Annotated in this window: 23 protein-coding genes and 3 rRNA genes; all 26 read left to right on the top strand. The window is 32.7% G+C overall.

Annotated elements, in window-relative coordinates; translation table 11 throughout:
* Window positions 1-67: 67 nt before the first annotated feature.
* Window positions 68-958: a 4-(cytidine 5'-diphospho)-2-C-methyl-D-erythritol kinase gene (locus JJC02_17365; GenBank protein UDN54604.1), complete on the top strand. Its 891-nt coding sequence runs from the start codon at window positions 68-70 to the stop codon at window positions 956-958.
* Window positions 906-1,622 carry a GntR family transcriptional regulator gene (locus tag JJC02_17360; protein UDN54603.1) on the top strand — a complete coding sequence of 239 codons (717 nt, stop codon included), beginning with the start codon at window positions 906-908 and terminating at the stop codon, window positions 1,620-1,622. The genes JJC02_17365 and JJC02_17360 overlap by 53 nt, the downstream gene beginning before the upstream one ends.
* A gap of 210 nt (window positions 1,623-1,832) precedes the next feature.
* Window positions 1,833-2,492: a stage II sporulation protein R gene (spoIIR, locus tag JJC02_17355; GenBank protein UDN54602.1), complete on the top strand. Its 660-nt coding sequence runs from the start codon at window positions 1,833-1,835 to the stop codon at window positions 2,490-2,492.
* A 50-nt stretch (window positions 2,493-2,542) separates the two neighbouring features.
* Window positions 2,543-3,028: a cell wall hydrolase gene (locus JJC02_17350; protein UDN54601.1), complete on the top strand. Its 486-nt coding sequence runs from the start codon at window positions 2,543-2,545 to the stop codon at window positions 3,026-3,028.
* Window positions 3,029-3,229: 201 nt separating this feature from the next.
* Complete coding sequence (locus JJC02_17345; GenBank protein ID UDN54600.1) at window positions 3,230-4,036, top strand: glutamate racemase; 807 nt, start codon at window positions 3,230-3,232, stop codon at window positions 4,034-4,036.
* 16 nt (window positions 4,037-4,052) lie between these two features.
* Window positions 4,053-4,481, top strand: a complete 429-nt coding sequence (locus JJC02_17340) for a DUF1934 domain-containing protein (protein ID UDN54599.1) — start codon at window positions 4,053-4,055, stop codon at window positions 4,479-4,481.
* Window positions 4,482-4,663: 182 nt separating this feature from the next.
* A complete protein-coding gene (gene tilS, locus JJC02_17335) occupies window positions 4,664-6,052 on the top strand; it encodes a tRNA lysidine(34) synthetase TilS (protein UDN54598.1) in 1,389 nt (462 codons plus the stop codon).
* Between the two features lie 9 nt (window positions 6,053-6,061).
* On the top strand, window positions 6,062-8,053 hold the full coding sequence (gene ftsH, locus JJC02_17330) for an ATP-dependent zinc metalloprotease FtsH (protein ID UDN54597.1): 1,992 nt from the start codon (window positions 6,062-6,064) through the stop codon (window positions 8,051-8,053).
* 305 nt (window positions 8,054-8,358) lie between these two features.
* Window positions 8,359-9,336: a biotin--[acetyl-CoA-carboxylase] ligase gene (locus tag JJC02_17325; protein UDN54596.1), complete on the top strand. Its 978-nt coding sequence runs from the start codon at window positions 8,359-8,361 to the stop codon at window positions 9,334-9,336.
* A complete protein-coding gene (locus tag JJC02_17320) occupies window positions 9,329-10,288 on the top strand; it encodes a P1 family peptidase (GenBank protein ID UDN54595.1) in 960 nt (319 codons plus the stop codon). The genes JJC02_17325 and JJC02_17320 overlap by 8 nt, the downstream gene beginning before the upstream one ends.
* 183 nt (window positions 10,289-10,471) lie before the next feature.
* Entirely contained in the window at window positions 10,472-11,062 is a 591-nt protein-coding gene (locus JJC02_17315; GenBank protein UDN54594.1) for an ECF transporter S component, read from the top strand.
* A gap of 18 nt (window positions 11,063-11,080) precedes the next feature.
* Window positions 11,081-11,851, top strand: coding sequence for a type III pantothenate kinase (locus JJC02_17310; GenBank protein ID UDN54593.1), 771 nt, complete (start codon window positions 11,081-11,083; stop codon window positions 11,849-11,851).
* A gap of 135 nt (window positions 11,852-11,986) precedes the next feature.
* Window positions 11,987-12,955 carry a tRNA dihydrouridine synthase DusB gene (gene dusB / locus JJC02_17305; GenBank protein ID UDN54592.1) on the top strand — a complete coding sequence of 323 codons (969 nt, stop codon included), beginning with the start codon at window positions 11,987-11,989 and terminating at the stop codon, window positions 12,953-12,955.
* A 108-nt stretch (window positions 12,956-13,063) separates the two neighbouring features.
* The gene (gene greA / locus JJC02_17300) at window positions 13,064-13,543 is read left to right on the top strand and encodes a transcription elongation factor GreA (GenBank protein UDN54591.1); all 480 of its coding nucleotides are present in this window, start codon (window positions 13,064-13,066) and stop codon (window positions 13,541-13,543) included.
* Between the two features lie 14 nt (window positions 13,544-13,557).
* On the top strand, window positions 13,558-15,087 hold the full coding sequence (gene lysS, locus JJC02_17295) for a lysine--tRNA ligase (GenBank protein UDN54590.1): 1,530 nt from the start codon (window positions 13,558-13,560) through the stop codon (window positions 15,085-15,087).
* 308 nt (window positions 15,088-15,395) lie between these two features.
* A complete protein-coding gene (locus JJC02_17290; protein ID UDN54589.1) occupies window positions 15,396-15,590 on the top strand; it encodes a hypothetical protein in 195 nt (64 codons plus the stop codon).
* A 284-nt stretch (window positions 15,591-15,874) separates the two neighbouring features.
* Window positions 15,875-17,377: ribosomal RNA gene (locus tag JJC02_17285) — 16S ribosomal RNA — on the top strand.
* 220 nt (window positions 17,378-17,597) lie between these two features.
* Window positions 17,598-20,494: ribosomal RNA gene (locus JJC02_17280) — 23S ribosomal RNA — on the top strand.
* A 126-nt stretch (window positions 20,495-20,620) separates the two neighbouring features.
* Window positions 20,621-20,737 (top strand): 5S ribosomal RNA (gene rrf, locus JJC02_17275).
* Together the 16S, 23S and 5S rRNA genes form the textbook arrangement of a ribosomal RNA operon.
* Before the next feature lie 120 nt (window positions 20,738-20,857).
* Window positions 20,858-21,049, top strand: a complete 192-nt coding sequence (locus JJC02_17270) for a DUF378 domain-containing protein (protein UDN54588.1) — start codon at window positions 20,858-20,860, stop codon at window positions 21,047-21,049.
* Between the two features lie 155 nt (window positions 21,050-21,204).
* The gene (locus JJC02_17265) at window positions 21,205-22,614 is read left to right on the top strand and encodes an aminotransferase class I/II-fold pyridoxal phosphate-dependent enzyme (GenBank protein ID UDN54587.1); all 1,410 of its coding nucleotides are present in this window, start codon (window positions 21,205-21,207) and stop codon (window positions 22,612-22,614) included.
* A gap of 139 nt (window positions 22,615-22,753) precedes the next feature.
* Window positions 22,754-23,443 (top strand): deoxynucleoside kinase, encoded by a 690-nt coding sequence (locus tag JJC02_17260; protein UDN54586.1) that lies wholly within the window; start codon window positions 22,754-22,756, stop codon window positions 23,441-23,443.
* 2 nt (window positions 23,444-23,445) lie between these two features.
* Window positions 23,446-24,381 (top strand): DNA polymerase III subunit delta', encoded by a 936-nt coding sequence (locus tag JJC02_17255; protein UDN54585.1) that lies wholly within the window; start codon window positions 23,446-23,448, stop codon window positions 24,379-24,381.
* Window positions 24,378-25,271 (top strand): stage 0 sporulation family protein, encoded by an 894-nt coding sequence (locus JJC02_17250; protein ID UDN54584.1) that lies wholly within the window; start codon window positions 24,378-24,380, stop codon window positions 25,269-25,271. The genes JJC02_17255 and JJC02_17250 overlap by 4 nt, the downstream gene beginning before the upstream one ends.
* Window positions 25,272-25,349: 78 nt before the next feature.
* Window positions 25,350-26,096, top strand: coding sequence for a tRNA1(Val) (adenine(37)-N6)-methyltransferase (locus JJC02_17245; GenBank protein ID UDN54583.1), 747 nt, complete (start codon window positions 25,350-25,352; stop codon window positions 26,094-26,096).
* Window positions 26,097-26,930 (top strand): 16S rRNA (cytidine(1402)-2'-O)-methyltransferase, encoded by an 834-nt coding sequence (gene rsmI / locus JJC02_17240; GenBank protein UDN54582.1) that lies wholly within the window; start codon window positions 26,097-26,099, stop codon window positions 26,928-26,930. It abuts the gene before it with no gap.
* Window positions 26,931-26,947: the final 17 nt, after the last annotated feature.

Genomic DNA, 26,947 nt, shown 5'->3' with positions numbered 1-26,947 from the left:
TTATTTTATTTTTTGTAGTATAATATTATTGTTAGTGATGCATTATTCTTTAAACAAGGAGGATAGAATGGATTTTATAAGACTAAAGAGTAGAGCAAAAATAAATTTATCCATTGATGTCTTAGGAAAAAGGCAAGACGGTTATCATTTTGTTGAAATGATAATGCAAACGATAGATTTATACGATATAGTAAAGATAAAAGAATTAGATGAAGATGAAGTAAAGGTAAAAAGCACTAGTTTAGATATTCCTTTAGATGAAGATAATATTGTTTATAAAGCTGCTAAAATACTTAAGAATAAATTTTATATAAAAAAAGGTGTAGAAATATTCATAGAAAAAAATATTCCTGTAGCAGCAGGAATGGCTGGAGGAAGTTCTAATGCAGCCGCAGTATTAGTAGGTCTAAATCAACTATGGGAACTTGGATTATCTGAAGATGAATTAAAAGAAATAGGATTTAATTTAGGAGCAGATGTTCCTTTTTGTATATCAGGAAGACCTGCTTTAGCTCAAGGTGTTGGAGAAAAGCTAACAAACATCAAAGGTTTACCATGTGATATAAATATATTAATATGCAAACCAGACTTATTCGTTTCTACTAAAGAAGTTTATCAAGGATTGGATTTGAATAATATTAAAAAAAGACCAAATAATAAATATTTGATAGAGTGTTTAAAATCTGAAGATATAAAAGCTGTATCAGAAAGCATGGTAAATATTCTTGAAAATGTTACTATAAGTAAACATAAAGAAATAAGTGATATAAAGCAAGTAATGATGAAAAATAATGCTTTAGGTTCTATGATGAGTGGAAGTGGTCCTACAGTTTTTGGACTATTCAAAAATAAAGAGGATGCTCTAATTGGAAAAAAAGAATTATTAAAAAAATATAAACAGGTGTATGTTGTTAATAGCAGTCAAAAAGGGGTTGAAATTTGTGGAGAATTTAACTAAACTGAACTTGGATAATTACAAGCCATTAAGAGATGTAGTCTTTGAGAATTTAAGAGAAGCAATCTTAGAAGGAAAATTAAAGCCTGGTCAAAGGCTAATGGAAGTGCAACTAGCAGAACAATTAGGAGTAAGTAGAACTCCAGTAAGAGAGGCAATAAGAAAGCTTGAATTAGAAGGTTTAGTTGTTATGTTGCCTAGGAAAGGTGCGTATGTGGCAAATATGTCATTAAAGGATATTATGGATGTATTAGAAGTAAGAGCAAGCTTAGAAGGCTTAGCAGCATATCTTGCCGCCGAAAGAATTAGTGATGAAGATATTAAAAAGCTTAAAGATATATCAGAAGAATTCAAGAAAAGTACTTTAGAATCCGATGTAGATGCGTTATTAAAACTTGATGTAGAATTTCATGAATGTATATTTAGAGCAACCAACAATAAAAAATTAATCCAACTAATAAACTCATTGTGGGAACAAGTATATAGGTTTAGAGTTACTTACATGTCTGCTTATGATACATCACATAATATTGTTGAAGAACATAGATATTTACTTGATGCTATAATTAAAGGTGATAGTGAGTTATCTAAGAAGTACGCTACAGAGCATATAGAAAAAGCAGAGCAGTTTATGATAGATAAGGCTATGATTAGTAAAGACTTATAAAATATAAGACTTGGGGCTGTCACACTAGAAAATAGTGCTACGCCCTTTTTTTGTATAAAAAAATAAATCCCAAGTTCAAAAGAGCTCTCACAGAATAAATTTAATTTGCTCATGCGACAGTCTTTTATTAATATTAAAAAATATTATGAATAAATTAAATTTAATTGGACATAATTGATGATATAAATTTATCTTAAGGGGGAATTTGCAATGAGAAAAATTAAGATTAGATTGGGACTATTAATATTAAGTCTTATATCAGTCATATCAATAATGACAATAGTAATAAATGGTGAGGTAAAAAAAGTAGACAATATATCAAAAGATTATAAAGATAAATTAATAAGATTTCATGTTATAGCAAATAGTAATACAGATAAAGACCAAGAACTTAAACTAAAAGTTAGAGATGAAGTAATAAAATATTTACAACCAAAGCTTCAAAATTCAAAAAGTATAAAAGAAAGTGAAACTATTATAAAAAAGGAATATAGTAGCTTGGAAGAAATAAGCAAAAATATTATTCTTAAAAATGGATATAATTACAGTGTAAAGGTAGGTATACAATATAGCAATTTTCCTACTAAACAATATTCTAATATAGTTCTTCCAGCTGGTGAATATAAAGCATTAAAGATTATTATTGGAAAAGGTGAAGGAAAAAATTGGTGGTGTGTTATGTTCCCTCCACTATGCTTTGTTGATGAGTCTAATGGAGTAATAGATAAATCTACAGATGATAAGTTGAAAGAAGTTTTAACTGATAAAGAATATAAGTTAATAAAACAAGATACACCGAAGAAAACAAGTAGAGTAAAAATTAAGTTTAAAGTCCTTGAAGTAGTAAAGGATTTAGAGAAAAAATTTTAAAAATAAGATTGTAAGGAGTGGTTTTAATCATGGACAGGTGGAGTAAACTGATGGCTACACTATTAGCTTTGACTTTTATATTTATGCCTATTAAAGAGGTATTTGCATATGAACCAACAGAGAAGATTACGAAAGTAAATAAACAAGAAAAAAATATAGCAAAGAAAGAAGTCATAAATTTATCTGATGATGACTTGATGCTATTATCTAAGTTGGTTGCAGGAGAAGCTAGAGGAGAAAGCTATGAGGGACAGGTTGCTGTAGCAGCTGTAGTAATAAATAGAGTATTGGATTCTAGATTTCCAGACACAATAGAAGAAGTCATATATCAAAAAAATGCTTTCTCAGTTGTGCTTGATGGTTCAATAAAGATGGCACCAACAGACTCAGCATGTAAAGCAGCTCAAGAAGCTCTTTATGGAACTGACCCAACTAATAAAGCAGTATATTTCTGGAATCCAGAAATAGCCACTTGTAAGTGGATAAATAGACTAAATCCGTATATGAGAATAGGAAATCATGTATTTGCAAAATAAATTTTAATTTTTAAGTAGTGAAAGGAGTTGTCTTTTTATAGAAATTATTTTCTAATTTGAGATAGCTCCTTTATTTTTTGTGCAAAATAAACTATAATAATCATTTAGGTAATAATATATTAATTATGAATATAAATAAAAATTTTAGCGATAAACGAGTTGTTGTTAAACACAAAAATGTAAAGTAGGTGTTGTATAAAGATGAGCAATAAACCAATAGGAGTTTTTGATTCGGGATTAGGCGGATTAACAGTTTTAAAAGAGATAATGAAGATATTGCCAAATGAGAATATAATATATTTTGGAGATACTGCTAGAATACCATATGGTTCAAGATCTAAAGAGACTATAATTAAATATACTTTTCAAGCTATAAACTTTTTAAAAACAAAGGATGTAAAAGCTATAGTTATAGCATGTAACACTGCTACTGCAAGAAGTTTAAAAGAAGCTAAAGAAAAATATGATATACCAATAATTGGTGTTATAGAAGCAGGAGCTAGAACGGCTGTAAGTTCTACAAAAAACAAAATTGTAGGAATAATAGGAACTGAAGGAACTATAAGTTCAAAAGCATACAACTTGGAAATATCTAAAATAGATGAAAGTATAGAAATTGTTAATAAAGCATGCCCTCTATTCGTACCTATTGTTGAAGAAGGATGGGCAAATACAGAAGTAGCTAAATTGACAGCAAAGATATATTTACAAGAATTGAAAGAAAAAAATATAGATTCTTTAGTATTAGGATGTACTCATTATCCTATTTTGAAGAGAACAATCGGTGAAGAAGTTGGAGAACATATAAAACTGGTTAATCCAGCTAAAGAGACTGCTAAAGATTTAAAAACGATTTTAGAGGTGCAAAATATTATAAACAATACAGAAGTTCATGGAACTTATCAATATTATGTATCAGATATACATGAGAAATTTTCAGATATAGCAAGAGAATTTTTAAAGAAAAAAATTGATAAGATTCAAAACGTAGAAATACAAAAATACTAGTTTATATGAAAAATCTATGGAGGAAAAATCGTTGAGTGTAAAAATAAGTATAAATACTAGACAATATGATGAAAAAGGAAATATGGACACCATAGAGATAACTGCCTTTGGTAAAATTTTTTATAAAAATGATGGAATATATGTTATTTACAAGGAAAAGGAAGAAAACATAGAAATAACTAATACCATAAAGATACTTAAAAATGAAGTTAGTATAAAAAAGTTTGGTGCTATTAACTCAACAATGCTGTTTAAATGTGGAGAGAGTAGTACTACGAAGTATGTGACCCCACAAGGTACTTTATTAATTGATATTGATACAAGAGAATTAGATATAAATATACAAGAAGGGGAACACATAAAATTGAAAATAGATTATAATATAAAGATACAAGATTTATTTTTAGGTAGGAATAAAATAGATATATACATAGGTATTAAATAATAACTATAGCTATTTTCCAGAAATTTTATAAAGGTAGTGAAAAAACTACCTTTTATTTAATTTATTTGGTATTATTATATTTATATTAAACTTTAATTTCTTAAAATTGATACAAGGGTTTAGCGTTTTTTTATAGAAAGTATACTTAAAAGTGAATAAAACTAAGTGTAAGAGGGATAAATATGATATTTGATAAGGTACTAAGTACTATAAATAAACATAATTTAATACAAAAAGGCGATAAAATAGTTTTAGGTCTTTCTGGAGGACCTGATTCAGTTTGTTTATTGCATGTACTAAATAGATTAAAAAAAGATTTTAATATAGAAATATATGCAGCACATTTAAATCACCAAATAAGAGGGATAGAAGCTCAAAAAGATGCATTATATGTATCTAAACTTTGTGAGGATATGGGAATTATATTCTTTGTAAAGTCTATTAATGTACCAAAATATTGTGAAAATGAGGGATTATCATTAGAAGAAGGAGCAAGGAAGCTAAGATATGAAATGTTTTATGAAATTAAGGATAAGATTAAAGCCAATAAAATAGCAATAGGTCATAATCTCAATGACCAAGCCGAAACTGTTATGATGCGTATCATGAGAGGAACAGGTTTAAAAGGTCTAAAGGGAATTGATTATATTAGAGATAACTGCATAATTAGACCTATATTAGACGTAGAAAGAAGTGAAATAGAGGAGTATTGTGAAGCTTATAATTTAAATCCGAGAATAGATAAAACAAATTTAGAAAATATATACACTAGAAATAAGATAAGGTTAGACCTTTTACCATATATGAAGGATAATTTTAATTCAAATGTAATAGAATCTATAGTGAGGATGAGCAATAGTTTAAAAAGTGATAACGATTATATTGAGAAAGAGGCAGAGGCTAAATTTAGAGAAGTTTCAAATGTAAAAGAAAAAGGCTTTGTAGAGATAAATTTAGACGATTTTGTTTGTTTACATGAGGCTATCAAAGTTAGGGTTCTTAGAAATTCTATAAAACATATACTAGGAGATACTAATTTTGTTGACCAAAGACATATAGAGGATATAATGTCTTTAGAAGATAATTCAAAAGTAAATAAAATGTTAACTCTTCCAAGAAATATATTTGTTTATAGAAAAAAAGACAGTATAATATTAACCAATGAGGAAATTGTTAATGAGGAAATTGAATTTTATTACAATGTACCTAGTAATGGGTTTATTAAAATAAAAGAATTAAAACAAATTATTGAGACCCAAGTAATGAGTATAGATAGGTATAAAAGTATGAAATTAGACAATTCATCTAAAGGGTTTGATTTTAATAAGGTAAAAGGGGGTATAGTAATAAGGAGCAGAAGGCAAGGGGATAAGATAAAGCTTGCTATGGGAAGTAAAAAAGTGAAAGATTTATTCATAGATTTAAAAATCCCAAGAGAAGAAAGATGTAAAATTCCTATAATCACAGACAGTGAAGGAATAATATGTGTTGGAGATTATAAAATCAGTGAAAATTATAAAATTGATGAAGGAACAAAAGAAGTATTAAAAATTAATTTTAACAAATTATAGAGCAAAGCAATGTATGAAAGGAGGGCTTCTATATTGAATAAGTTGCTAAAAGGGGCAGGTTTTTATCTACTTGTTTTTATAATTATAGTAGGTATAGTTCAATTCTCAGGTAAGCCTACAGAAAAAATAAAAGATTTAAAGTTCTCTGAAGTATATAGAGAATTAACAGATGAGAATATATCAAGATTATACTTTGTAAATCAAACTTCTGTAGAAGGTACTATAAAAGATACAAATACAAAGTTTAAGTCATATGTTCCAACAGAAGTGATGGGAAATAAACTTGCAGATGAGGTGTTAGACCAAGCTAAGGCTGGAAAACTAACTTTTGGTGGTGAAGCTAAGCCATCTACACCTTGGTTTGTCGAAATGTTGCCTACATTACTGTTAATATTCTTCATGGTAATTCTTTGGTTCGTGTTTATGAATCAGTCTCAAGGTGGAGGCGGAAAGGTTATGAGCTTTGGTAAATCAAAAGCTAAGGTTCATAAAGATGATGAAAAAACTAGAGTTACATTTAAAGATGTAGCTGGGCTAGATGAGGAAAAAGAAGATTTACAAGAGGTAGTAGATTTCTTAAAGAACCCTAAGAAATATATTGAATTGGGTGCAAGAATACCAAAAGGGATGCTTATGGTAGGACCTCCTGGAACTGGTAAAACATATCTATCAAGAGCAGTTGCAGGAGAAGCAGGAGTTCCATTTTTTAGTATAAGTGGTTCTGATTTCGTTGAAATGTTTGTTGGGGTTGGTGCTTCGAGAGTAAGAGACTTATTTGAACAGGCTAAGAAAAGTGCTCCTGCTATAATCTTTATAGACGAGATTGATGCAGTTGGTAGAAAAAGAGGTGCAGGTCTTGGTGGAGGTCATGATGAAAGAGAGCAAACTCTTAATCAACTTCTAGTTGAAATGGATGGATTTGGAGTAAACCAAGGTATAATAATCATGGCAGCTACAAATAGACCAGATATACTTGACCCAGCTTTACTTAGACCAGGAAGATTTGACAGACAAGTTGTTGTTGGTACGCCAGATGTAAAAGGCAGAGAGGCTATATTTAAAGTTCACTCAAGAAATAAGCCATTAAGTGATGATGTAAAAATGGATGTTTTAGCTAGAAGAACACCAGGATTTACTCCTGCTGATATAGAGAACTTAATGAATGAAGCAGCTATACTAACAGCTAGAAAAAGAGAAAAGAAAATTAAGATGGCTACTATAGAAGAAGCTATAACAAAGGTTATAGCAGGTGTGGCTAAAAAATCAAAAGTAATAAGTGAAAAAGAAAGAAAACTTACAGCATATCATGAAGGAGGGCATGCAGTTTGTGCCCATGTACTTGAGGAAGTAAGCCCAGTTCACCAAGTTACAATAGTACCAAGAGGAAGAGCTGGAGGATTTACAATGCAACTTCCTGTTGAAGATAAGTTCTATGCTACAAAAAATGAAATGAAAGAAAATATTGTAGTTTTACTTGGAGGTAGAGTAGCAGAAGAGTTAGTACTTAAAGATGTGTCTACAGGTGCTTCAAATGACTTGGAAAGAGTTACGGCTACTGCAAGAAGTATGGTAACAAAATATGGAATGAGCTCTAAGCTTGGTCCAATGTCATTTGATAGTGATGATGAAGTATTCTTAGGGAACAGCTTTTCAAGTAAGAGAAATTATTCTGAAGAAGTTGCTTTTGAGATAGACCAAGAAACAAAACGTATAGTTGATGGTGCATATGATAAGACAAGAAGTATATTACAAGAAAATATGGATAGATTAGAGTATGTGGCACAAGCTTTACTTATATATGAAACTCTAGATGCAGAGCAATTTGTAAAAGCATTCAATAAAGAATTACCACTAAATGATATTGAAAATGCAATTACAGAGGAAAATTCTTCTAAAGAAATTGAAGAGCAATTGACTATAAAGTTAGAAAAAGATGAAGAAAGAAACAATGTTATTGATATAAATAAAAATTTAGAAGATAAATCTGATGAAGATAAATAGTTTTAAAATATTGACCATTTTAAGAATATTATCTGATATGGATTAAATACTAAAACTGAAAGTATAATATTAAATTGATAAGCAAAGTATATTTGCATATGTTAATTTGATTGATACTTTCAGTTTTTTATTATTTTAAAAATATTTAAGTAAAATATAAAATCATCAATATAAAATATAAACCTAACTATGATAATAATTAAAAAGGAAATTTAAAATTAATAGTATTAAAAGTAGATTAATAATGTATAATTATTTATTAGAAGAAAATAAGTCATGAAATCATGTCATATTAGAGGTGAAATATGCGAGATAAGATAATAGAAATTATATTAAATAATAAATCTGAATTTATTTCAGGAGAGGAATTATCAAAACAATTAGGGGTATCACGTGCAGCTATATGGAAACATATGAAGGCTCTAAAAGAAGAAGGATATAATATAGAGTCTGTAAATAAGAAAGGTTATAGATTATCAGAAAACCCGACTGATTTATTAAGTCCTCAAAATATTTATTATAAATTAGATACGGAGTTTATTGGAAAGAATATCATACATCTTGAAACTATAGACTCAACTAATGAATATGCAAAAAGAATAGCTACAAATAATATAGATGGAACTGTGATTTTAAGTGAACATCAGGAAATGGGAAAAGGTCGATTGGGAAGAACATGGGAATCCAAACCTCATGAAGGAGTCTGGATGAGTATTATTTTGAAACCAGATATGGAGCCATTTAAAGCACCATTTATAACTTTAATAGCAGGAGCAAGTGTAACAAAGGCTTTAAATAAATTAGGAGCAAATACCCTAATAAAATGGCCAAACGATGTTATTTTAAATGGTAAAAAAATATGTGGTATATTAACGGAGTTATCTGCTGAGATTGAAAGAACGAATTATGTTGTTCTTGGAATTGGAATAAATGTTAAGACAATGGATTTTGAACCAGAAATAGCCGAAAAAGCTACATCACTATATAAAGAAGGATATAAATTATCTAGAGTAGATATTGTTAGAAATGTATTGACTGAATTTGAAAAATTATATTTAGATTATATTGTAAATAATTCTAGAGAAAAAACTTTAAAAATGTGTAGAGATTATTCTGCAATTATAGATAAAAATATATATGTATTAAAAGGCACTGATAAGGAATTAGTGAAATGTTTGGACATAAATGAGGATGGAAATCTGCTAGTTCAAAGTAGTGATGGAAATGTAAAAGAAATCATTTCAGGTGAAGTTTCTATAAGAGGAGAAAAAGGATATGTATAATAATATTTTGGATGTAGAAGGTCTAAAGGTTGGGCAAGTGGAGGATAGAGATGGTCTTACTGGATGTACAGTAGTAATATGTGAAGAAGGAGCTACTTGTGGTGTTGATGTAAGAGGTTCTGCTCCAGGAACTAGAGAAACCGATTTATTAGACCCTATAAATATGGTTCAAAAAGTTCATGCAGTAGTTTTAGCTGGAGGTTCTGCATATGGTCTTGAATCTACTTGTGGTGTAAGTAGATACTTAGAGGAAAAAGGAATTGGATTTGATGTAGGTGTTGGAAAAGTACCTATAGTTGTTGGAGCAGTTTTATTTGATTTAGGTGCAGGAGATTTTAAGTGTAGACCAGATTTACAAATGGGTTATAGAGCTTGTGAAGTTGCAAGTAAAGATATTTTAAATCAAGGAAATTATGGAGCTGGATGCGGAGCCACTGTTGGAAAGATAAGAGGTCAGGAATATGCTATGAAAGGTGGCATAGGTAGTTATTCCATAAAATTAGATAATGGTCTAATTGTATCTGCATTAATTGCTGTAAATGCTCTTGGAGATGTTTATGAAAATGGTAAGGTTATAGCTGGTGCTTTAAATGATAAAAAGACAGAAACAATTGATACATATAAATTAATGAAACAAGGCGAAAGTAAGGGTGGGTTTAGTATAGATAATACTACAATTGGGATAATTGCAACAAATGCTAAGTTAACCAAAGCTGGATGTAAAAAGATATCTCAAATGGGACATGATGGATATGCTAAAGCTATTTTTCCTATCCATACACCTCATGATGGAGATACAATATTCACAATATCAACAGAAGAAATAGAAGCAGATATAACATTAGTAGGTTCATTGGCTGTAGAGGTTGTGGAAAAAAGTATAATAAATGCAGTAAAAAAAGCGGATAGTGTAGAAAATATAATAGCATATAAAGATATAGTAAAAAAATGAGAAATATGATGAAATTAGCATATTTTTCTTGTCAAATTGTTGACAATAGCAACTCATCTTGATAAAATTATTCTTGTTAGAGCGGGCATCCTACAATGGTAGCTTGACTCATAATTACAAGAAAAAAGACAAAAAATTAAGTAGTCCGGCATCGTAATGAGCTGGAACGGAGGTGTATTTTTTATGATGAACACAAGTGCATCAGTAAGAAAAGTAAATGTAAGAAAGATGACTATAATAGGAGTACTATCAGCTATTTCTATTATGCTATCTATGACTCCATTGGGATTTATTCCAGTTGGACCTACAAAAGCAACTATAATGCATATACCAGTTATTATTGGAGCTATTATGGAGGGACCAATAGTTGGGGGAGCAATAGGATTTATATTTGGGATATCAAGTCTCTTAAATGCTATAATAAACCCAACAGTAACATCTTTTGTTTTTATAAATCCATTAGTTTCAATATTACCAAGAGTTATGATAGGTGTATTGGCTTATTATGTATATCAGCTAGTAATTAAGTCTACAAATAAGGTATACGTATCAGGCTTAATTACAGGAGCCATAGGTTCTCTGTTAAATACAGCTGGAGTTTTAGGAATGATATATGTCTTATATGCTGACAAGTATCTTCATGCAATGGGTCAAAGTGGTTCAGCAGGAAAAGCAATAATGGCTCTTGCTGCAGCAAATGGAGTGCCAGAAGCAATAGTAGGAGCTTTAGTAGTAGCTGCTGTTGCCACTGTACTTAAGAAAAGCAAAAAATAGAAAGAAGGTTAGTGACATATGCTTCTAGTATTTGATGTTGGAAATACTAATATGGTTTTAGGTATATATAAAGGTGACAAATTAGTTAATTATTGGAGAATTAAAACAGATAGAGAAAAAACATCTGATGAATATGGAATTCTAATAAGTAACTTATTTGATTATGATAATGTAAATATAAATGATATTGATGATGTTATAATATCATCTGTAGTTCCAAATGTTATGCATTCTCTTGAAAACTTTTGTATAAAGTACTGTAACAAACAGCCATTAATAGTAGGTCCAGGCATAAAAACAGGTCTAAATATAAAATATGATAATCCAAAACAAGTTGGAGCAGACAGAATAGTTAATGCTGTAGCAGGAATAGAAAAGTATGGAGCACCAAGTATACTTGTTGATTTTGGAACAGCAACTACCTTTTGTGCTGTCTCTGAAAAAGGTGAATATTTAGGTGGAACAATAGCACCAGGAATAAAAATATCTAGCGAGGCGTTATTTCAAAGTGCGTCTAAATTACCTAGAGTAGAATTAGCTAAGCCGGGTATGACTATTTGTAAGAGTACTGTATCAGCTATGCAATCTGGAATAATTTATGGATATGTTGGCTTAGTTGATAAAATAATAAGTATGATGAAGAAGGAATTGAATTGTGATGATGTTAAGGTTATAGCTACAGGTGGGTTAGCTAAGCTGATTGCTTCAGAGACAAAAAGTATAGATTATGTAGATGGTTTTTTAACACTAGAAGGATTGAGAATAATATATGAAAAAAACCAAGAATAATTAGTATACAGGGAATTGGGTTATATATCCAATTCCCTTTTTATGATAGATTTTTAGATTTGTGTGGTATATTATAATGAGGAAATATGAATTTAAAGTTAAATTACAAAATAAAGGAAAAATAGGAGAAAAACAATGAAAATAGGAAATTTAGAATTGAAAGATAAAGTTTTTCTATCACCTATGGCAGGGGTAACAGACCTTCCATTTAGATTAATTTGTAAAGAACAAGGCTGTGGACTTTTATATACAGAAATGATAAATGGTAAGGCACTTTGCTATGATGATGAAAATACTAAAAAAATGCTTAAGATAGAAGAGGAAGAACATCCTGTAGCGGTTCAGATATTCGGTTCAGAGCCAGATTTTATGGGAAGAGCAGCAGAGATAATGAATGATTATTCAAATGAGATTCTCGATATAAATATGGGATGCCCAGCTCCAAAAGTAGTTAAAAATGGAGATGGTTCAGCACTTATGAAAAATCCTAAGCTTGCAGAGAAGGTATTAAAGGCAGTAGTAAAGAATTCAAAAAAGCCAGTAACTTTAAAAATAAGAAAAGGATGGGATGACAATAGTGTAAATGCTGTTGAGATAGCAAAGATAGCAGAAGCTTGTGGAATAAGTGCTTTAGCAATACATGGAAGAACTAGAGAGCAATTTTATACAGGTAAAGCAGATTGGGATATAATTGCAGAGATTAAGAAAAATTTAAACATACCTGTTATAGGAAATGGTGATGTATTTACAATAGAAGATTCAATAAATATGTTAGACAAAACTGGTTGTGATGCTATAATGATAGGTAGGGGTGCTCAAGGGAACCCTTGGATATTTAAAAGAATAAACCATTATATGAATACAGGCGAGATTTTGCCAGAGCCCACTCTTAACGAAAAAATAAGTACTGCCATTAAACATTTAAAACTTGCAGTAGAAGAACATGGAGAGTATGTAGCTGTAAGGGAAATGAGAAAACACATCGCTTGGTATTTAAAAGGTCTTAGAAACTCTGCAAGATTAAGAGACGAGATTAATAAAATAGAAGATTATCAAGAAGTTGTGTCGAAATTGGAGTACTATATGGAAGACTCCTTGACATAAAAATAATAGTGACTTATAATATAGCGCATAAATTAAAAAAAGATTATAAAATTTTTAAAATATAATTAGGAAAATTCCTAAGAAATTTGTGAAGGAGTTGTATTTACAATGGAAGAGAATAAAGAGTTTTTATTGACACAAGAGGGATATGATAAATTAGAAGAAGAATTAGAAAATTTAAAAGTTGTAAAGAGAAAAGAAGTTGCAGAGAGAATAAAGGTCGCGATATCTTTTGGGGATTTATCTGAAAATGCTGAGTATGATGAGGCTAAAAAGGAACAGGCACAAGTTGAAGAAAGAATTCTAAAATTAGAAAATATGGTTAGAAAAGCTGTTATCATAGATGAAAGCAAAATAGACCTTAATGTTGTTACAATAGGTTCAATAGTTAAAGTTAAGGATTTAGAATTTGATGAAGATGTTGAATATACTATAGTTGGTTCGACAGAAGCAGACCCATATGATGGTAAAATATCAAACGAATCTCCTGTAGGGAAAGCACTTTTAGGAAGAGCTGTAAAAGAGGTTGTGGAAGTGCAAGTTCCTGATGGAGTTGCTAAGTTTGAAATATTAGAAATAAGAAGATAATCTGGAGGAAAAAAATGAAAAATAATCAACAAAGCAATGAAGAAGCACAAATTCAAGAAGACCTTAGTGAAGTACTTCAAGTAAGAAGAGATAAACTAAAAAAATTACAAGAATCAGGTAGAGATCCTTTTAAAGAAAGTAGATATGATAGAACTCATTATTCTATGGAGATAAAAGATAACTTTGATTCTCTTGAAGGTAAAACTACAAAAATAGCAGGACGTATAATGAGCAAGAGAATACAAGGGAAAGCTGGTTTTATAGATATTCAAGACCAAGAGGGAAGAATTCAATCTTATGTAAGACTAGATGCTATAGGAGAGGAAGAATATAGTGTATTTTCAACATATGATATTGGAGATATAGTTGGAATTGAAGGAGAAATATTTAAAACTAAAAAGGGTGAAATATCTGTAAAGGCTAAATCTGTGGTATTGCTATGTAAATCTTTACAGATTCTACCGGAAAAATATCATGGATTAAAAGATCAAGAACTAAGATATAGACAAAGATATGTTGACTTGATAGTAAATCCAGAAGTAAAAAATGCTTTCTTAATTAGAACAAAAGCATTAAAAGCATTAAGAGCATACTTAGATGATAGAGGATTTTTAGAAGTTGAGACTCCAATATTAAATACTATAGCAGGTGGAGCAAATGCTAGACCATTTATAACTAATCATAATACTTTACATATACCAATGTATTTAAGAATAGCAAATGAATTATATTTAAAGAGACTTATTGTTGGTGGATTTGATAAAGTTTATGAAATGGGAAGAATGTTTAGAAATGAAGGTATGGATTTAAAACATAATCCTGAATATACTGCAATAGAACTATATCAAGCATATGCAGATTATACTGATATGATGGAAATAACAGAAAATGTTATTGCACATATGGCTGAAGTTGCTACAGGAAGTATGATAATTAACTATCAAGGAACAGAAATAAACTTTACACCTCCTTGGAAGAGAATGAGTATGGAAGATTGTGTTAAAGAATATTCTGGGGTAGATTTTTCTACTATAAATACAGATGAAGAAGCATTAGAGGTTGCTAGAGAAAAAGGTATAGAGATAAAACCTGGAATGAGAAGAGGAGAAGTAATAAATGCTTTCTTTGAAGAATTTGGAGAGGATAAATTAATCCAACCAACATTTATAACTCATCATCCAGTTGAAGTCTCTCCATTATCTAAGAGAAATGCTGAAGACCCAAGAAGAACTGATAGATTTGAGGCATTTGCTAATAGGTGGGAATTAGCTAATGCATTCTCTGAACTTAATGACCCAATTGACCAAAAAGGAAGATTTATAGACCAATTGAGAAAAAGAGAATTAGGTGATGATGAAGCTTTTGAAATGGATGAAGATTTCCTAAAAGCATTAGAGGTAGGTCTACCTCCTACAGGAGGACTAGGAATAGGTATAGATAGAGTAATTATGTTATTAACTAACTCTCCGTCTATAAGAGATGTATTATTATTCCCTACTATGAAACCTATTGATAACAATCCAAATAAAGAAGAAGAGAACTAAGAAACATTAGCATTCTACTAAATTTTAAATAAAGTTTAGATATTAAATTAGCAATAAATAGCTTTATTTTATTTAAAATGTCAATGTAGAATGCTTTTTATATGCTTTAAAGAGCCTTTTATATATTTAATTTATAAATTCCCAACAAACATTAGAAATTGATATTAGTTTTTGTTGATTGAGACTTTATATTTAGAAAATATGATTGAAAGTAATTTATTATGAAAATATTTAGAGTAATTTTTGAGAAGGTAAAAGGAATAATTTATGAGAATACTATATATAAAAAATTATTGGGGGAATGTCTAATGTTTCAAGTAATTAATTTTTTATGTTTATTTTGTATTGGATTTTTGGTTCTTGATGTTATGATATATTTTTGTAAAGATGCAATGGATATTTTTGAAAGTACAACTAATGTTAATAAAGTTAAGAGTATAAACGTTTGGGCAGATAGAGTTAGAGCTAATTCATATTCTTATGAAAATAAAATTGCAAAATAGGTAAAAGTGTATATGCATGTATTGTTTGTAATATCAAGGGTTATATCTATTAGTTTTAATTAAGTTTATTAAAAAAACAAAAAGTTATAACCTTTTTTAAAATAAAAAATAAAAAAAGTATTGACTAAATGTTTTTAAGATGATATAGTATTACTTGTCCCTAAGAAAAGGGCAAACATAAAAAATGAACTTTGAAAATTAAACAGTAGGTTAATTTATAAAACAAGAAACAAACCATAAAGCCAGATATTTTGATAACAATAGTATCTGAGCCTGATAAACTTTTATTTGAGAGTTTGATCCTGGCTCAGGATGAACGCTGGCGGCGTGCCTAACACATGCAAGTTGAGCGATTTACTTAGGTAAAGAGCGGCGGACGGGTGAGTAACGCGTGGGTAACCTACCCTGTACACACGGATAACATACCGAAAGGTATGCTAATACGGGATAACATATTTGAGAGGCATCTCTTGAATATCAAAGGTGAGCCAGTACAGGATGGACCCGCGTCTGATTAGCTAGTTGGTAAGGTAACGGCTTACCAAGGCGACGATCAGTAGCCGACCTGAGAGGGTGATCGGCCACATTGGAACTGAGACACGGTCCAAACTCCTACGGGAGGCAGCAGTGGGGAATATTGCACAATGGGCGAAAGCCTGATGCAGCAACGCCGCGTGAGTGATGAAGGCCTTCGGGTCGTAAAACTCTGTCCTCAAGGAAGATAATGACGGTACTTGAGGAGGAAGCCCCGGCTAACTACGTGCCAGCAGCCGCGGTAATACGTAGGGGGCTAGCGTTATCCGGATTTACTGGGCGTAAAGGGTGCGTAGGCGGTCTTTCAAGTCAGGAGTGAAAGGCTACGGCTCAACCGTAGTAAGCTCTTGAAACTGGGAGACTTGAGTGCAGGAGAGGAGAGTGGAATTCCTAGTGTAGCGGTGAAATGCGTAGATATTAGGAGGAACACCAGTTGCGAAGGCGGCTCTCTGGACTGTAACTGACGCTGAGGCACGAAAGCGTGGGGAGCAAACAGGATTAGATACCCTGGTAGTCCACGCTGTAAACGATGAGTACTAGGTGTCGGGGGTTACCCCCTTCGGTGCCGCAGCTAACGCATTAAGTACTCCGCCTGGGAAGTACGCTCGCAAGAGTGAAACTCAAAGGAATTGACGGGGACCCGCACAAGTAGCGGAGCATGTGGTTTAATTCGAAGCAACGCGAAGAACCTTACCTAAGCTTGACATCCCAATGACATCTCCTTAATCGGAGAGTTCCCTTCGGGGACATTGGTGACAGGTGGTGCATGGTTGTCGTCAGCTCGTGTCGTGAGATGTTGGGTTAAGTCCCGCAACGAGCGCAACCCTTGTCTTTAGTTGCCATCATTAAGTTGGGCACTCTAGAGAGACTGCCAGGGATAACCTGGAGGAAGGTGGGGATGACGTCAAATCATCATGCCCCTTATGCTTAGGGCTACACACGTGCTACAATGGGTAGTACAGAGGGTTGCCAAGCCGTAAGGTGGAGCTAATCCCTTAAAGCTACTCTCAGTTCGGATTGTAGGCTGAAACTCGCCTACATGAAGCTGGAGTTACTAGTAATCGCAGATCAGAATGCTGCGGTGAATGCGTTCCCGGGTCTTGTACACACCGCCCGTCACACCACGGGAGTTGGAGACGCCCGAAGCCGATTATCTAACCTTTTGGAAGAAGTCGTCGAAGGTGGAATCAATAACTGGGGTGAAGTCGTAACAAGGTAGCCGTATCGGAAGGTGCGGCTGGATCACCTCCTTTCTAAGGAGAATTACCTACTGTTTAATTTTGAGGGTTCGTTTTTACGAATACTCATTGTTAGCACTTTAAGCAACGGGATTTATCCGTTGGCGCTGTGCGTTAGCACTTTGAAAACTGCATATATATTTAGTGATATGACATCTAATTTGTAATATATAAAGCTGATAACTTTTTAAAATTATCAAGTTGATAGACTTTAATCTATGAAACCTTTTTAACTGGTCAAGTTATTAAGGGTGCAGGGCGGATGCCTTGGCACTAGGAGCCGATGAAGGACGTGATAAGCTGCGATAAGCTTCGGGGAGTTGCACGTAAACTTTGATCCGAAGATTTCCGAATGAGGAAACTCACTTAGAGTAATGTCTAAGTATCATTGAGTGAATACATAGCTTAATGAGGGGAACTCAGGGAACTGAAACATCTAAGTACCTGAAGGAAGAGAAAGAAATTCGATTCCGTAAGTAGCGGCGAGCGAACGCGGATTAGCCCAAACCAATAAAGTTTTCTTTATTGGGGTTGCGGACATATCATAACGAAGAGGTATCGTAATTGAAGAGGTTTGGAAAGACCCACCACAGAAGGTAATAGTCCTGTATGTTAAACGAGAAGACTTCAGATATGATCCAGAGTACCACGGGACACGTGAAACCCTGTGGGAAGCAGGAGGGACCACCCTCCAAGGCTAAATACTACCTAGTGACCGATAGCGTATAGTACCGTGAGGGAAAGGTGAAAAGAACCCCGGGAGGGGAGTGAAATAGAACCTGAAACCCTGCACTTACAAGCTGTGGAAGCACATTTCTTGTGTGACCGCGTACTTTTTGTAGAACGGGCCAACGAGTTACGTTAAGTAGCAAGGTTAAGCACTTAAGGTGTGGAGCCGTAGCGAAAGCGAGTTTTAACTGAGCGTTCAGTTACTTGACGTAGACCCGAAACCGGGCGACCTACCCATGAGCAGGATGAAGCGAAAGTAAAATTTCGTGGAGGTCCGAACCCACGAGCGTTGAAAAGCTCGGGGATGACTTGTGGGTAGCGGTGAAATTCCAATCGAGCCCGGAGATAGCTGGTTCTCCCCGAAATAGCTTTAGGGCTAGCCTCAAGGTGAGAGATACGGAGGTAGAGCACTGAATGTCCTAGGGGGTATTGCACCTACCGAAGACTATCAAACTCCGAATGCCGTCATCTTATACTTGGGAGTCAGACTGTGGGTGATAAGATTCATAGTCGAAAGGGCAACAGCCCAGATCGTCAGCTAAGGTCCCTAAATGTAAGTTAAGTGGTAAAGGATGTGGGATTGCACAGACAACCAGGATGTTGGCTTAGAAGCAGCCACTCATTCAAAGAGTGCGTAATAGCTCACTGGTCGAGTGATCCTGCGCCGAAGATTTCCGGGGCTAAAACTTACTACCGAAGCTACGGCATCATTATGATGGGTAGGGGAGCTTCCCATACGGGTTGAAGCATGACCGTAAGGACATGTGGACAGTATGGGAGTGAGAATGTTGGCATGAGTAGCGAGATGTGGGTGAGAATCCCACAGGCCGTAAACCCAAGGTTTCCAGGGGAAGGTTCGTCCGCCCTGGGTTAGTCGGGACCTAAGCTGAGGCCGAAAGGCGTAGGTGATGGACAACAGGTTGATATTCCTGTACTACCGATAACCGTTTGAGAGATGGGATGACACAGTAGGATAAGCTAAGCACACTGTTGGTTATGTGTGCCCAAGCATTGAGGCAGTCAGAGTAGGTAAATCCGCTTTGATAATGCTGGGATGTGATGGGGAGCGAAATTTAGTAGCGAAGTAGCTGATTTCACACTGTCAAGAAAAGTCTCTATCGAGGTTAAAGGTACCCGTACCGCAAACCGACACAGGTGGGTGAGGAGAGTATCCTAAGGCCAGCGAGAGAACTGTTGTTAAGGAACTCGGCAAAATGACCCCGTAACTTAGGGATAAGGGGTGCCACCATCCGGTGGCCGCAGAGAATAGGCCCAAGCGACTGTTTACCAAAAACATAGGTTTCTGCTAAGTCGCAAGACGATGTATAGGAGCTGACGCCTGCCCGGTGCTGGAAGGTTAAGGGGATCTGTTAGAGCAATCGAAGCAGTGAACTTAAGCCCCAGTAAACGGCGGCCGTAACTATAACGGTCCTAAGGTAGCGAAATTCCTTGTCGGGTAAGTTCCGACCCGCACGAAAGGCGTAACGATTTGGGCACTGTCTCAACAACAGACTCGGTGAAATTGTAATTCCGGTGAAGATGCCGGATACCTGCGACAGGACGGAAAGACCCCATGGAGCTTTACTGTAGCTTGACATTGGGTCTTGGTACTACATGTACAGGATAGGTGGGAGGCTTTGAAACCAGGACGCCAGTTTTGGCGGAGCCATCCTTGGGATACCACCCTTGTAGTACTGGGACTCTAACCATAGGCCATGAATCTGGTCTTGGGACACTGTCAGGTGGGCAGTTTGACTGGGGCGGTCGCCTCCCAAAAGGTAACGGAGGCGCTCAAAGGTTCTCTCAGTACGGTCGGAAATCGTACGTAGAGTGTAAAGGCAAAAGAGAGCTTGATTGCAAGACATACAGGTCGAGCAAGGATGAAAATCGGACTTAGTGATCCGGTGGTTCTGCGTGGAAGGGCCATCGCTCAACGGATAAAAGCTACCCTGGGGATAACAGGCTTATCTCCCCCAAGAGTCCACATCGACGGGGAGGTTTGGCACCTCGATGTCGGCTCATCACATCCTGGGGCTGTAGTAGGTCCCAAGGGTTGGGCTGTTCGCCCATTAAAGTGGTACGCGAGCTGGGTTCAGAACGTCGTGAGACAGTTCGGTCCCTATCCGTCGCAGGCGTAGGAAATTTGAGAAGACCTGTCCTTAGTACGAGAGGACCGGGATGGACGTACCTCTGGTGTACCAGTTGTCCTGCCAAGGGCATGGCTGGGTAGCTATGTACGGAATGGATAAGCGCTGAAAGCATCTAAGCGCGAAGCCAACTTCAAGATAAGATTTCCCACCGCAAGGGTAAGACCCCAGAAAGACTATCTGGTTGATAGGTCGAAGGTGTAAGTGCAGCAATGTATTTAGCTTATCGATACTAATAGGTCGAGGACTTGACCAATATTTATTTGATGTTTATTCAGTAAAATATATATGTAGTTTTTAGAGTGTTAACTCTAAAGAAACTAGTGTTACTAGATTCTAAAAACTTACTAAAACTTAATAGAAATATTAAGCATAGAGATTATGTGGTTACAATAGCAGAGAGGATACACCTGTTCCCATTCCGAACACAGAAGTTAAGCTCTCTAGCGCTGATGGTACTTGGTGGGAAACTGCCTGGGAGAGTAGGACGTAGCCACGTAATTTTTTTTATTTTTTGTCAAAAAAAACAAAAAAGATGTATTTCTTTTTTCATTTCGGGAAAACTAAACACAGGAATTATGGACTATTATAAAAATTTAATTCTTGAGGAGTGATATAAATGAAAAAAGTTGCTTTAATTTTAGCTATAATAGGTGCACTTAACTGGGGTGCAATTGGTATTCTAGGTATAGACTTAATTGGTAGTATTTTTGGTGGAACATATGAAATGATAAGTAGAATAATATACTTCATTGTAGGTTTAGCTGGATTATACTTAATACCAAGCTTAATGTCTGATGATAGAGAATAATTTATATTCTTGTGTTAGATACCTCATTCTAAATATTTAGAATGAGGTATTTAATTTTATAAAAATATTAATTTGTTTCTTTTTTAATGGTAAAATAGATAAGAATTGAAGTTTTTAAAAAGAAGTATTATGTAAAAAAGGAGTATTATTAATATATGTTTATAATTAATGAATTAAGTAAGATTGTAAGTGAAGAAGTAATATCTTTTCATATGCCTGGTCACAAAAAAGGACAAATTTATAAAAAATTAGGATATAAAGATATACTAGAAAATTTGTATAAAATGGATACAACAGAGATATTAGGAACAGATAATTTACACTCTCCAGAAGGAATTATAAAAAATTCACAAGAAAAAACATCAAAAGTATTTAAAAGTGATTATACATACTATCTAGTAAATGGAAGTAGTTGTGGAATACAATCTGCAATAATGTCAGTATGCAGTCCAAAGAGTAAAATAATAGTAAATAGAGATTGTCATCAGTCTGTTATAAATGGATGTATTTTGGGAGATATAGATATAGAGTATGTGCCTTGTGAGATAAGTGAAGATACGAATGTCTTAAAAGGTATCTCTATAAGTAATGTAATTGATATAATAGATAAAAATTTGGATGCAAAAGCAGTACTGCTTACTTATCCTACATATTATGGAATGACATATGATTTAGAATATATATGTAATTATGCACATAGTAAAAAGATGGTGGTAATAGTAGACGAAGCTCATGGTGCACATTTAGGTCTTAGTGAAAGACTTCCTAAAACAGCTCTTGAGCAAGGTGCAGATATAGTTGTACAGAGTACACATAAAACTCTTCCATCGTTTACACAATCGTCAATGATACATATACAAGGAGACCGGGTTGATATAGATAAAATCTTAAAACTGTTAAGAATTACAGAATCATCAAGCCCTTCATACTTATTATTATCTTCTCTTGAATTAGCAGTAGATATATATGAGAACAAAGGAAAAGAATTAATGGAAGAACTTTTAAATAATATTAGAACTTTTAAAAATAACATTAATGCAAATATTAATATATACGATACGAATGATAAAACAAAACTATTTATATCATCTAAAAAGATGGGTTTAACAGGTTATAAACTAGAAAATATTTTAAGAAACAAATATAACATACAAGTAGAATTATCTAATTATTATGGGGTTCTTTTAATATGTACAATAGGAAATACTACTAAGGATTTCACTAGTTTAGAAACAGCATTAAACAATATTGTAAAAGAAAATTTTAAATTTACGAAGTTAGAAAATAAAAAATACCCTGTTGTTATTCCAAAGAAAATATTAACACCTAGAGAAGCATTTTATAAAGCTAAAAAAAGTGTTAAAATATATGACAGTATAGGTAAAATTTGTGGTGAATGTATAGTACCATACCCACCTGGAATAAGTATAATATCCCCTGGTGAAATAATAAGTAAAGAAATAATAGACTATCTAACGTTTTGTCACTCTAAAGGGATGGCTATAAGTGGATTGAAAGATGTAGATTTAAATTTTATACAAGTAATAGATTTGGAATACATTTAAAAATTATGATACTAATAAAAAATTATGATACTAAAGTAGATAGTTTGAAATTGCAAAGATAAATAAATAGACTGCTTATATAGCGTTATCTAATAAAAGTATTAAAAAAGAAAAAAGTGTTTGTATGGAGGAAATGAAAATGAAAGGTAAGCTAATAATTATAGAGAGTGGTTCAGATGCAAGTGGAAAGGCGACTCAGACAAAAATATTATATGAAAGATTAAAAAAAGAAGGCTATATGATTAAGAAGGTAGAATATCCAAATTATGAGTCTCCAGCATCTACATTGGTGAAAATGTATTTGAAAGGAGACTTTGGTAAAAATGCATCAGATGTAGACCCATATATAGCGTCAACTTTTTTCACGGCTGATAGGTATGCATCGTTTAAAACCGATTGGGAAGAGTTTTACAATGAAGGTGGAATAATTATCGCAGACAGATATACAACATCTAATATGGTACATCAGGCTTCTAAAATGGATATTTGTGATAGAGAAGAGTATTTAAATTGGTTGACTGATTATGAATTTAATTTATTTAAGATACCACAGCCTGATTGTGTTATATTTTTAGATGTACCTATTGAGTTTAGTGAAAAGCTTATGGAGAATAGAAAAAATAAGATTACAGGGAAAGACGAAAAAGATATTCATGAAAGTGACATAGAGTATTTAGAAAAATCTTACAATAATGCTTTATATATAGCAGATAAATATAATTGGAAAAAAATAAATTGTGTTTCAGATAACAAATTAAGAAGTATTGAAAGTATACATAATGAAATTTATAAAATAGTTCTTGATTCAATAAAATCTATGGAGAGATAAATATGTATTTTGAAAATATTATAGGGCAAGATTTTGCAAAGAGATATTTAACAAATTCTATAAAGAAAAATAAACTTAATAATGCGTATATGTTTGAGGGAATAGATGGAATAGGAAAGAAGAAATTTGCTGATGAGTTATCAAGACTATTGCTTGATTATGAAAATCTCGAAAACAGTCCAGACTATGTACTCATAAAGCCGGATGGAAATAGCATAAAAATAGCCCAAATTAGAAATTTACAATCAGATATAGTAATAAGACCTCATAAGGAATATAAAATATATATAATTAATAATGCTGAGAAAATGACTGTAGAAGCCCAAAATGCGCTTTTAAAGACGCTGGAGGAACCTCCAAACTATGCTATAATAATCTTAGTCACAAACAACAAGGAATCTTTATTAGAAACTATAAAATCTAGATGTGATATAATAAAGTTCTCACCTATACCAATGGAGGACTTAAAACGTTATTTGATAAATACAGGTATAGAAGAAGAAAGGGCTCAATTGTTGGCTACTTTTTCGAGGGGAAGTATTGAGAATGCGTTAAATTTATCTCAGTCTGCTGAGTTTTCAGTGATGAGAGAGGATATACAACAGTATATTCAGATAATGTTAGATAAAAACATAGTAGAGATTCTAAATATACCAAATAATATGGAAAAATACAGAAGTCAAATTATAAGTTTATTGGATATAATGATAAACTATTTTAGAGATATTATCCTATTAAAAGAAAATGTAAACAAGAATATGTTAATAAATATAGATAAGCTAGTTTTTATTCAAAATATGAGTGGAAAAATTAGTTATTCTCAATTGTCCAAGATTATTGATATAATAGAAGATGCAAAGAGTAAAATAAACAGTAATTGCAATTTCAATATAAGCATACAAGTTATGTCTTTAAATATATACGAGGTGATTAAATGATAAATATAGTAGGTATAAGGTTTAAAAGTGCTGGGAAAATATATTATTTTGACCCTGTTGATTTTAATATAGAGCAAGATATGGATGTAGTTGTAGAAACTGCAAGAGGTTTGGAGTATGGGAAGGTAGTTGTTGGACCAAAAGAAATGGATGAAATTGAATTAATTTCTCCTTTAAAGCCAATTATAAGAATAGCTACAGAAGAAGATAAAAAAATATATCTAGAAAATAAGGAAAGGGCAAAAGAAACTTTTGAGTTATGCCAACAAAAAATAAAAGAACATGAGCTAACAATGTTTTTAATAGATTGTGAGTATACGTTTGATAGGAATAAGTTGATTTTTTACTTTACAGCAGAAGGAAGAATAGATTTTAGAGAATTGGTCAAAGATTTGGCTGCTATATTTAAGACTAGAATAGAACTTAGACAAATTGGTGTTAGGGATGAAGCTAAGTCTATAGGTGGTCTAGGACCTTGTGGTAGAAAACTTTGTTGTTCATCTTGGCTAGGTGATTTTCAGCCAGTTTCAATAAAAATGGCAAAAGACCAAAGTTTATCTTTAAATCCAACAAAAATATCTGGAATATGTGGAAGATTATTCTGTTGCTTAAAATATGAGCATGATGTGTATAGTGAGGCAATAGAAAAAATGCCTGTTGTAGGTGCATTAGTGCAATCAGATGATGGAAAAGGAAAAGTTGTAGAAGTAAATCCTTTATTAGAACAAATTAAAGTGGAATTCCAAGACAAGACCGTAAAGATATACACAAGAGAAGATATAAAAATACTTAGAGAGCCTAAAAAATGTGATGGCTGTGGCGGTAAATGTAAGGACAATGATGGACTAGATGAGGCCACACTAAGAGAGTTAAAGAAATTAGAAGATTAAATTTAAGGTAGGGCTTTTCCTACCTTTTTTAAAGCAATTAATGATTGAAGTTATTAATATTTGAGGAGAATTTATAATATGCAATTAAAAGATTCAGAAAGAATAGATGATTTACAATTAAAAAATCTTAAAATTATACAGGATACTAACGGGTTTTGTTTTGGTATAGATGCAGTTTTGTTAGCCAATTTTACTAAAATAAAAAAAGATGCTAAAGTAGTAGATTTGGGTACTGGAACTGGCATTATACCTATTTTGATGGCTGGGAAAAGTGAAGCTAAAAAAATTATTGGTGTAGAAATACAAGAAGATGTATATGAAATGGCAACTCGTTCTGTAAAATTAAATGGATTAGAAGAAAGAGTTAAGATTATAAATGATGATATAAAATCCATAGACAAAGTTTTGGACGTAAATGGTTACCATGTAGTTACATCAAATCCTCCATATATGCATATTGATGGAATAAAAAATCCAAATGATAAAAAAGCAATATCGAGACATGAAGTAAAATGTAATTTGGAGGATGTAATTAGAGCTGCATCTAGATTGGTTATGTCTAGAGGGAAATTTTTCATGATACATAGACCAACAAGACTGGTTGATATAATAACTTTAGGGAGAAAATATAAATTAGAGCCAAAAGTTATTCAATTTGTGCATCCAAAACCTCAAAAAGCACCCAATTTAGTCTTAGTTCAATTTGTAAAAGATGGAAGACCAGAGCTTAAGATATTAGACCCATTGTATGTTTATGGAGAAGATGGGAATTATACAAAAGAATTAAAAGCAATATATAATAATGAAGATATAGGAGAGTTGTAGATGAGTGGGAAATTGTACATATGTCCAACACCAATAGGAAACCTAGAAGATATAACATATAGAACTTTAAGAGTATTAAAAGAAGTAGACTTGATTGCAGCAGAAGATACAAGACATAGTATAAAACTTTTAAATCATTTTGAAATTTCAAAGCCATTGACTAGTTATCATGAACATAATAAAGGCTCAAAGGGAGATTATTTAATAAATAAACTAATTGATGGTGAAAATATAGCTTTGATAAGTGATGCAGGTATGCCTGGTATATCTGACCCAGGAGAAGGTATAATAAAACAAGCTATACAAAACAATATAGAGATAGAAGTATTACCAGGTGCAACAGCTTTTGTAACAGCTTTAGTTGGTTCTGGTATGGATACACATAAATTTGTTTTTGAGGGCTTTTTAGATAGAGATAAAAAAGTTAGGAAAGTACAATTAGAGGAACTAAAGGAAGAAAGTAGAACTATAATTTTCTATGAATCACCACATAGATTGAAGGATACACTAAAAGATATGCTTAAAATTCTTGGGAATAGGAAGATTTCTATAAATCGAGAACTTACAAAAAAATATCAAGAGATAATAAGGGAAGATATAGAATCTGTTATAAAAATATTTGAGGAAAAAGAAGTAAGAGGAGAGTTTGTATTAATCGTAGAAGGTTTTCATGGTGAAAAGTCAAAGAAAGAGGATTATGATGGGCTTACAGATAGAGAATATGTTTTAAAACTAATTGAAAGTGGTATGAACAAAAAAGATGCAATAAAAATAGTTTGTAAAGATAGAAAGTTAAAAAAAGATGTGGTTTATAAACAAGTTCTAGATTTATAAAACCTGAATCTGAGGTG

It is taken from the genome of Clostridioides sp. ES-S-0054-01, assembly GCA_021561035.1.
In the GTDB taxonomy this organism is placed as follows: domain Bacteria; phylum Bacillota; class Clostridia; order Peptostreptococcales; family Peptostreptococcaceae; genus Clostridioides.
This window is presented reverse-complemented; position numbering and strand designations above follow the sequence as displayed.

Excerpts from the sequence above, each read along its gene's own strand:
- JJC02_17365 (UDN54604.1), top strand. The coding sequence starts at position 68 with ATGGATTTTATAAGACTAAAGAGTAGAGCAAAAATAAATTTATCCATT.
- JJC02_17360 (UDN54603.1), top strand. The coding sequence starts at position 906 with ATGTTGTTAATAGCAGTCAAAAAGGGGTTGAAATTTGTGGAGAATTTA.
- spoIIR (UDN54602.1), top strand. The coding sequence starts at position 1,833 with ATGAGAAAAATTAAGATTAGATTGGGACTATTAATATTAAGTCTTATA.
- JJC02_17350 (UDN54601.1), top strand. The coding sequence starts at position 2,543 with ATGGCTACACTATTAGCTTTGACTTTTATATTTATGCCTATTAAAGAG.
- JJC02_17345 (UDN54600.1), top strand. The coding sequence starts at position 3,230 with ATGAGCAATAAACCAATAGGAGTTTTTGATTCGGGATTAGGCGGATTA.
- JJC02_17340 (UDN54599.1), top strand. The coding sequence starts at position 4,053 with ATGGAGGAAAAATCGTTGAGTGTAAAAATAAGTATAAATACTAGACAA.
- tilS (UDN54598.1), top strand. The coding sequence starts at position 4,664 with ATGATATTTGATAAGGTACTAAGTACTATAAATAAACATAATTTAATA.
- ftsH (UDN54597.1), top strand. The coding sequence starts at position 6,062 with ATGTATGAAAGGAGGGCTTCTATATTGAATAAGTTGCTAAAAGGGGCA.
- JJC02_17325 (UDN54596.1), top strand. The coding sequence starts at position 8,359 with ATGCGAGATAAGATAATAGAAATTATATTAAATAATAAATCTGAATTT.
- JJC02_17320 (UDN54595.1), top strand. The coding sequence starts at position 9,329 with ATGTATAATAATATTTTGGATGTAGAAGGTCTAAAGGTTGGGCAAGTG.
- JJC02_17315 (UDN54594.1), top strand. The coding sequence starts at position 10,472 with ATGATGAACACAAGTGCATCAGTAAGAAAAGTAAATGTAAGAAAGATG.
- JJC02_17310 (UDN54593.1), top strand. The coding sequence starts at position 11,081 with ATGCTTCTAGTATTTGATGTTGGAAATACTAATATGGTTTTAGGTATA.
- dusB (UDN54592.1), top strand. The coding sequence starts at position 11,987 with ATGAAAATAGGAAATTTAGAATTGAAAGATAAAGTTTTTCTATCACCT.
- greA (UDN54591.1), top strand. The coding sequence starts at position 13,064 with ATGGAAGAGAATAAAGAGTTTTTATTGACACAAGAGGGATATGATAAA.
- lysS (UDN54590.1), top strand. The coding sequence starts at position 13,558 with ATGAAAAATAATCAACAAAGCAATGAAGAAGCACAAATTCAAGAAGAC.
- JJC02_17290 (UDN54589.1), top strand. The coding sequence starts at position 15,396 with ATGTTTCAAGTAATTAATTTTTTATGTTTATTTTGTATTGGATTTTTG.
- JJC02_17270 (UDN54588.1), top strand. The coding sequence starts at position 20,858 with ATGAAAAAAGTTGCTTTAATTTTAGCTATAATAGGTGCACTTAACTGG.
- JJC02_17265 (UDN54587.1), top strand. The coding sequence starts at position 21,205 with ATGTTTATAATTAATGAATTAAGTAAGATTGTAAGTGAAGAAGTAATA.
- JJC02_17260 (UDN54586.1), top strand. The coding sequence starts at position 22,754 with ATGAAAGGTAAGCTAATAATTATAGAGAGTGGTTCAGATGCAAGTGGA.
- JJC02_17255 (UDN54585.1), top strand. The coding sequence starts at position 23,446 with ATGTATTTTGAAAATATTATAGGGCAAGATTTTGCAAAGAGATATTTA.
- JJC02_17250 (UDN54584.1), top strand. The coding sequence starts at position 24,378 with ATGATAAATATAGTAGGTATAAGGTTTAAAAGTGCTGGGAAAATATAT.
- JJC02_17245 (UDN54583.1), top strand. The coding sequence starts at position 25,350 with ATGCAATTAAAAGATTCAGAAAGAATAGATGATTTACAATTAAAAAAT.
- rsmI (UDN54582.1), top strand. The coding sequence starts at position 26,097 with ATGAGTGGGAAATTGTACATATGTCCAACACCAATAGGAAACCTAGAA.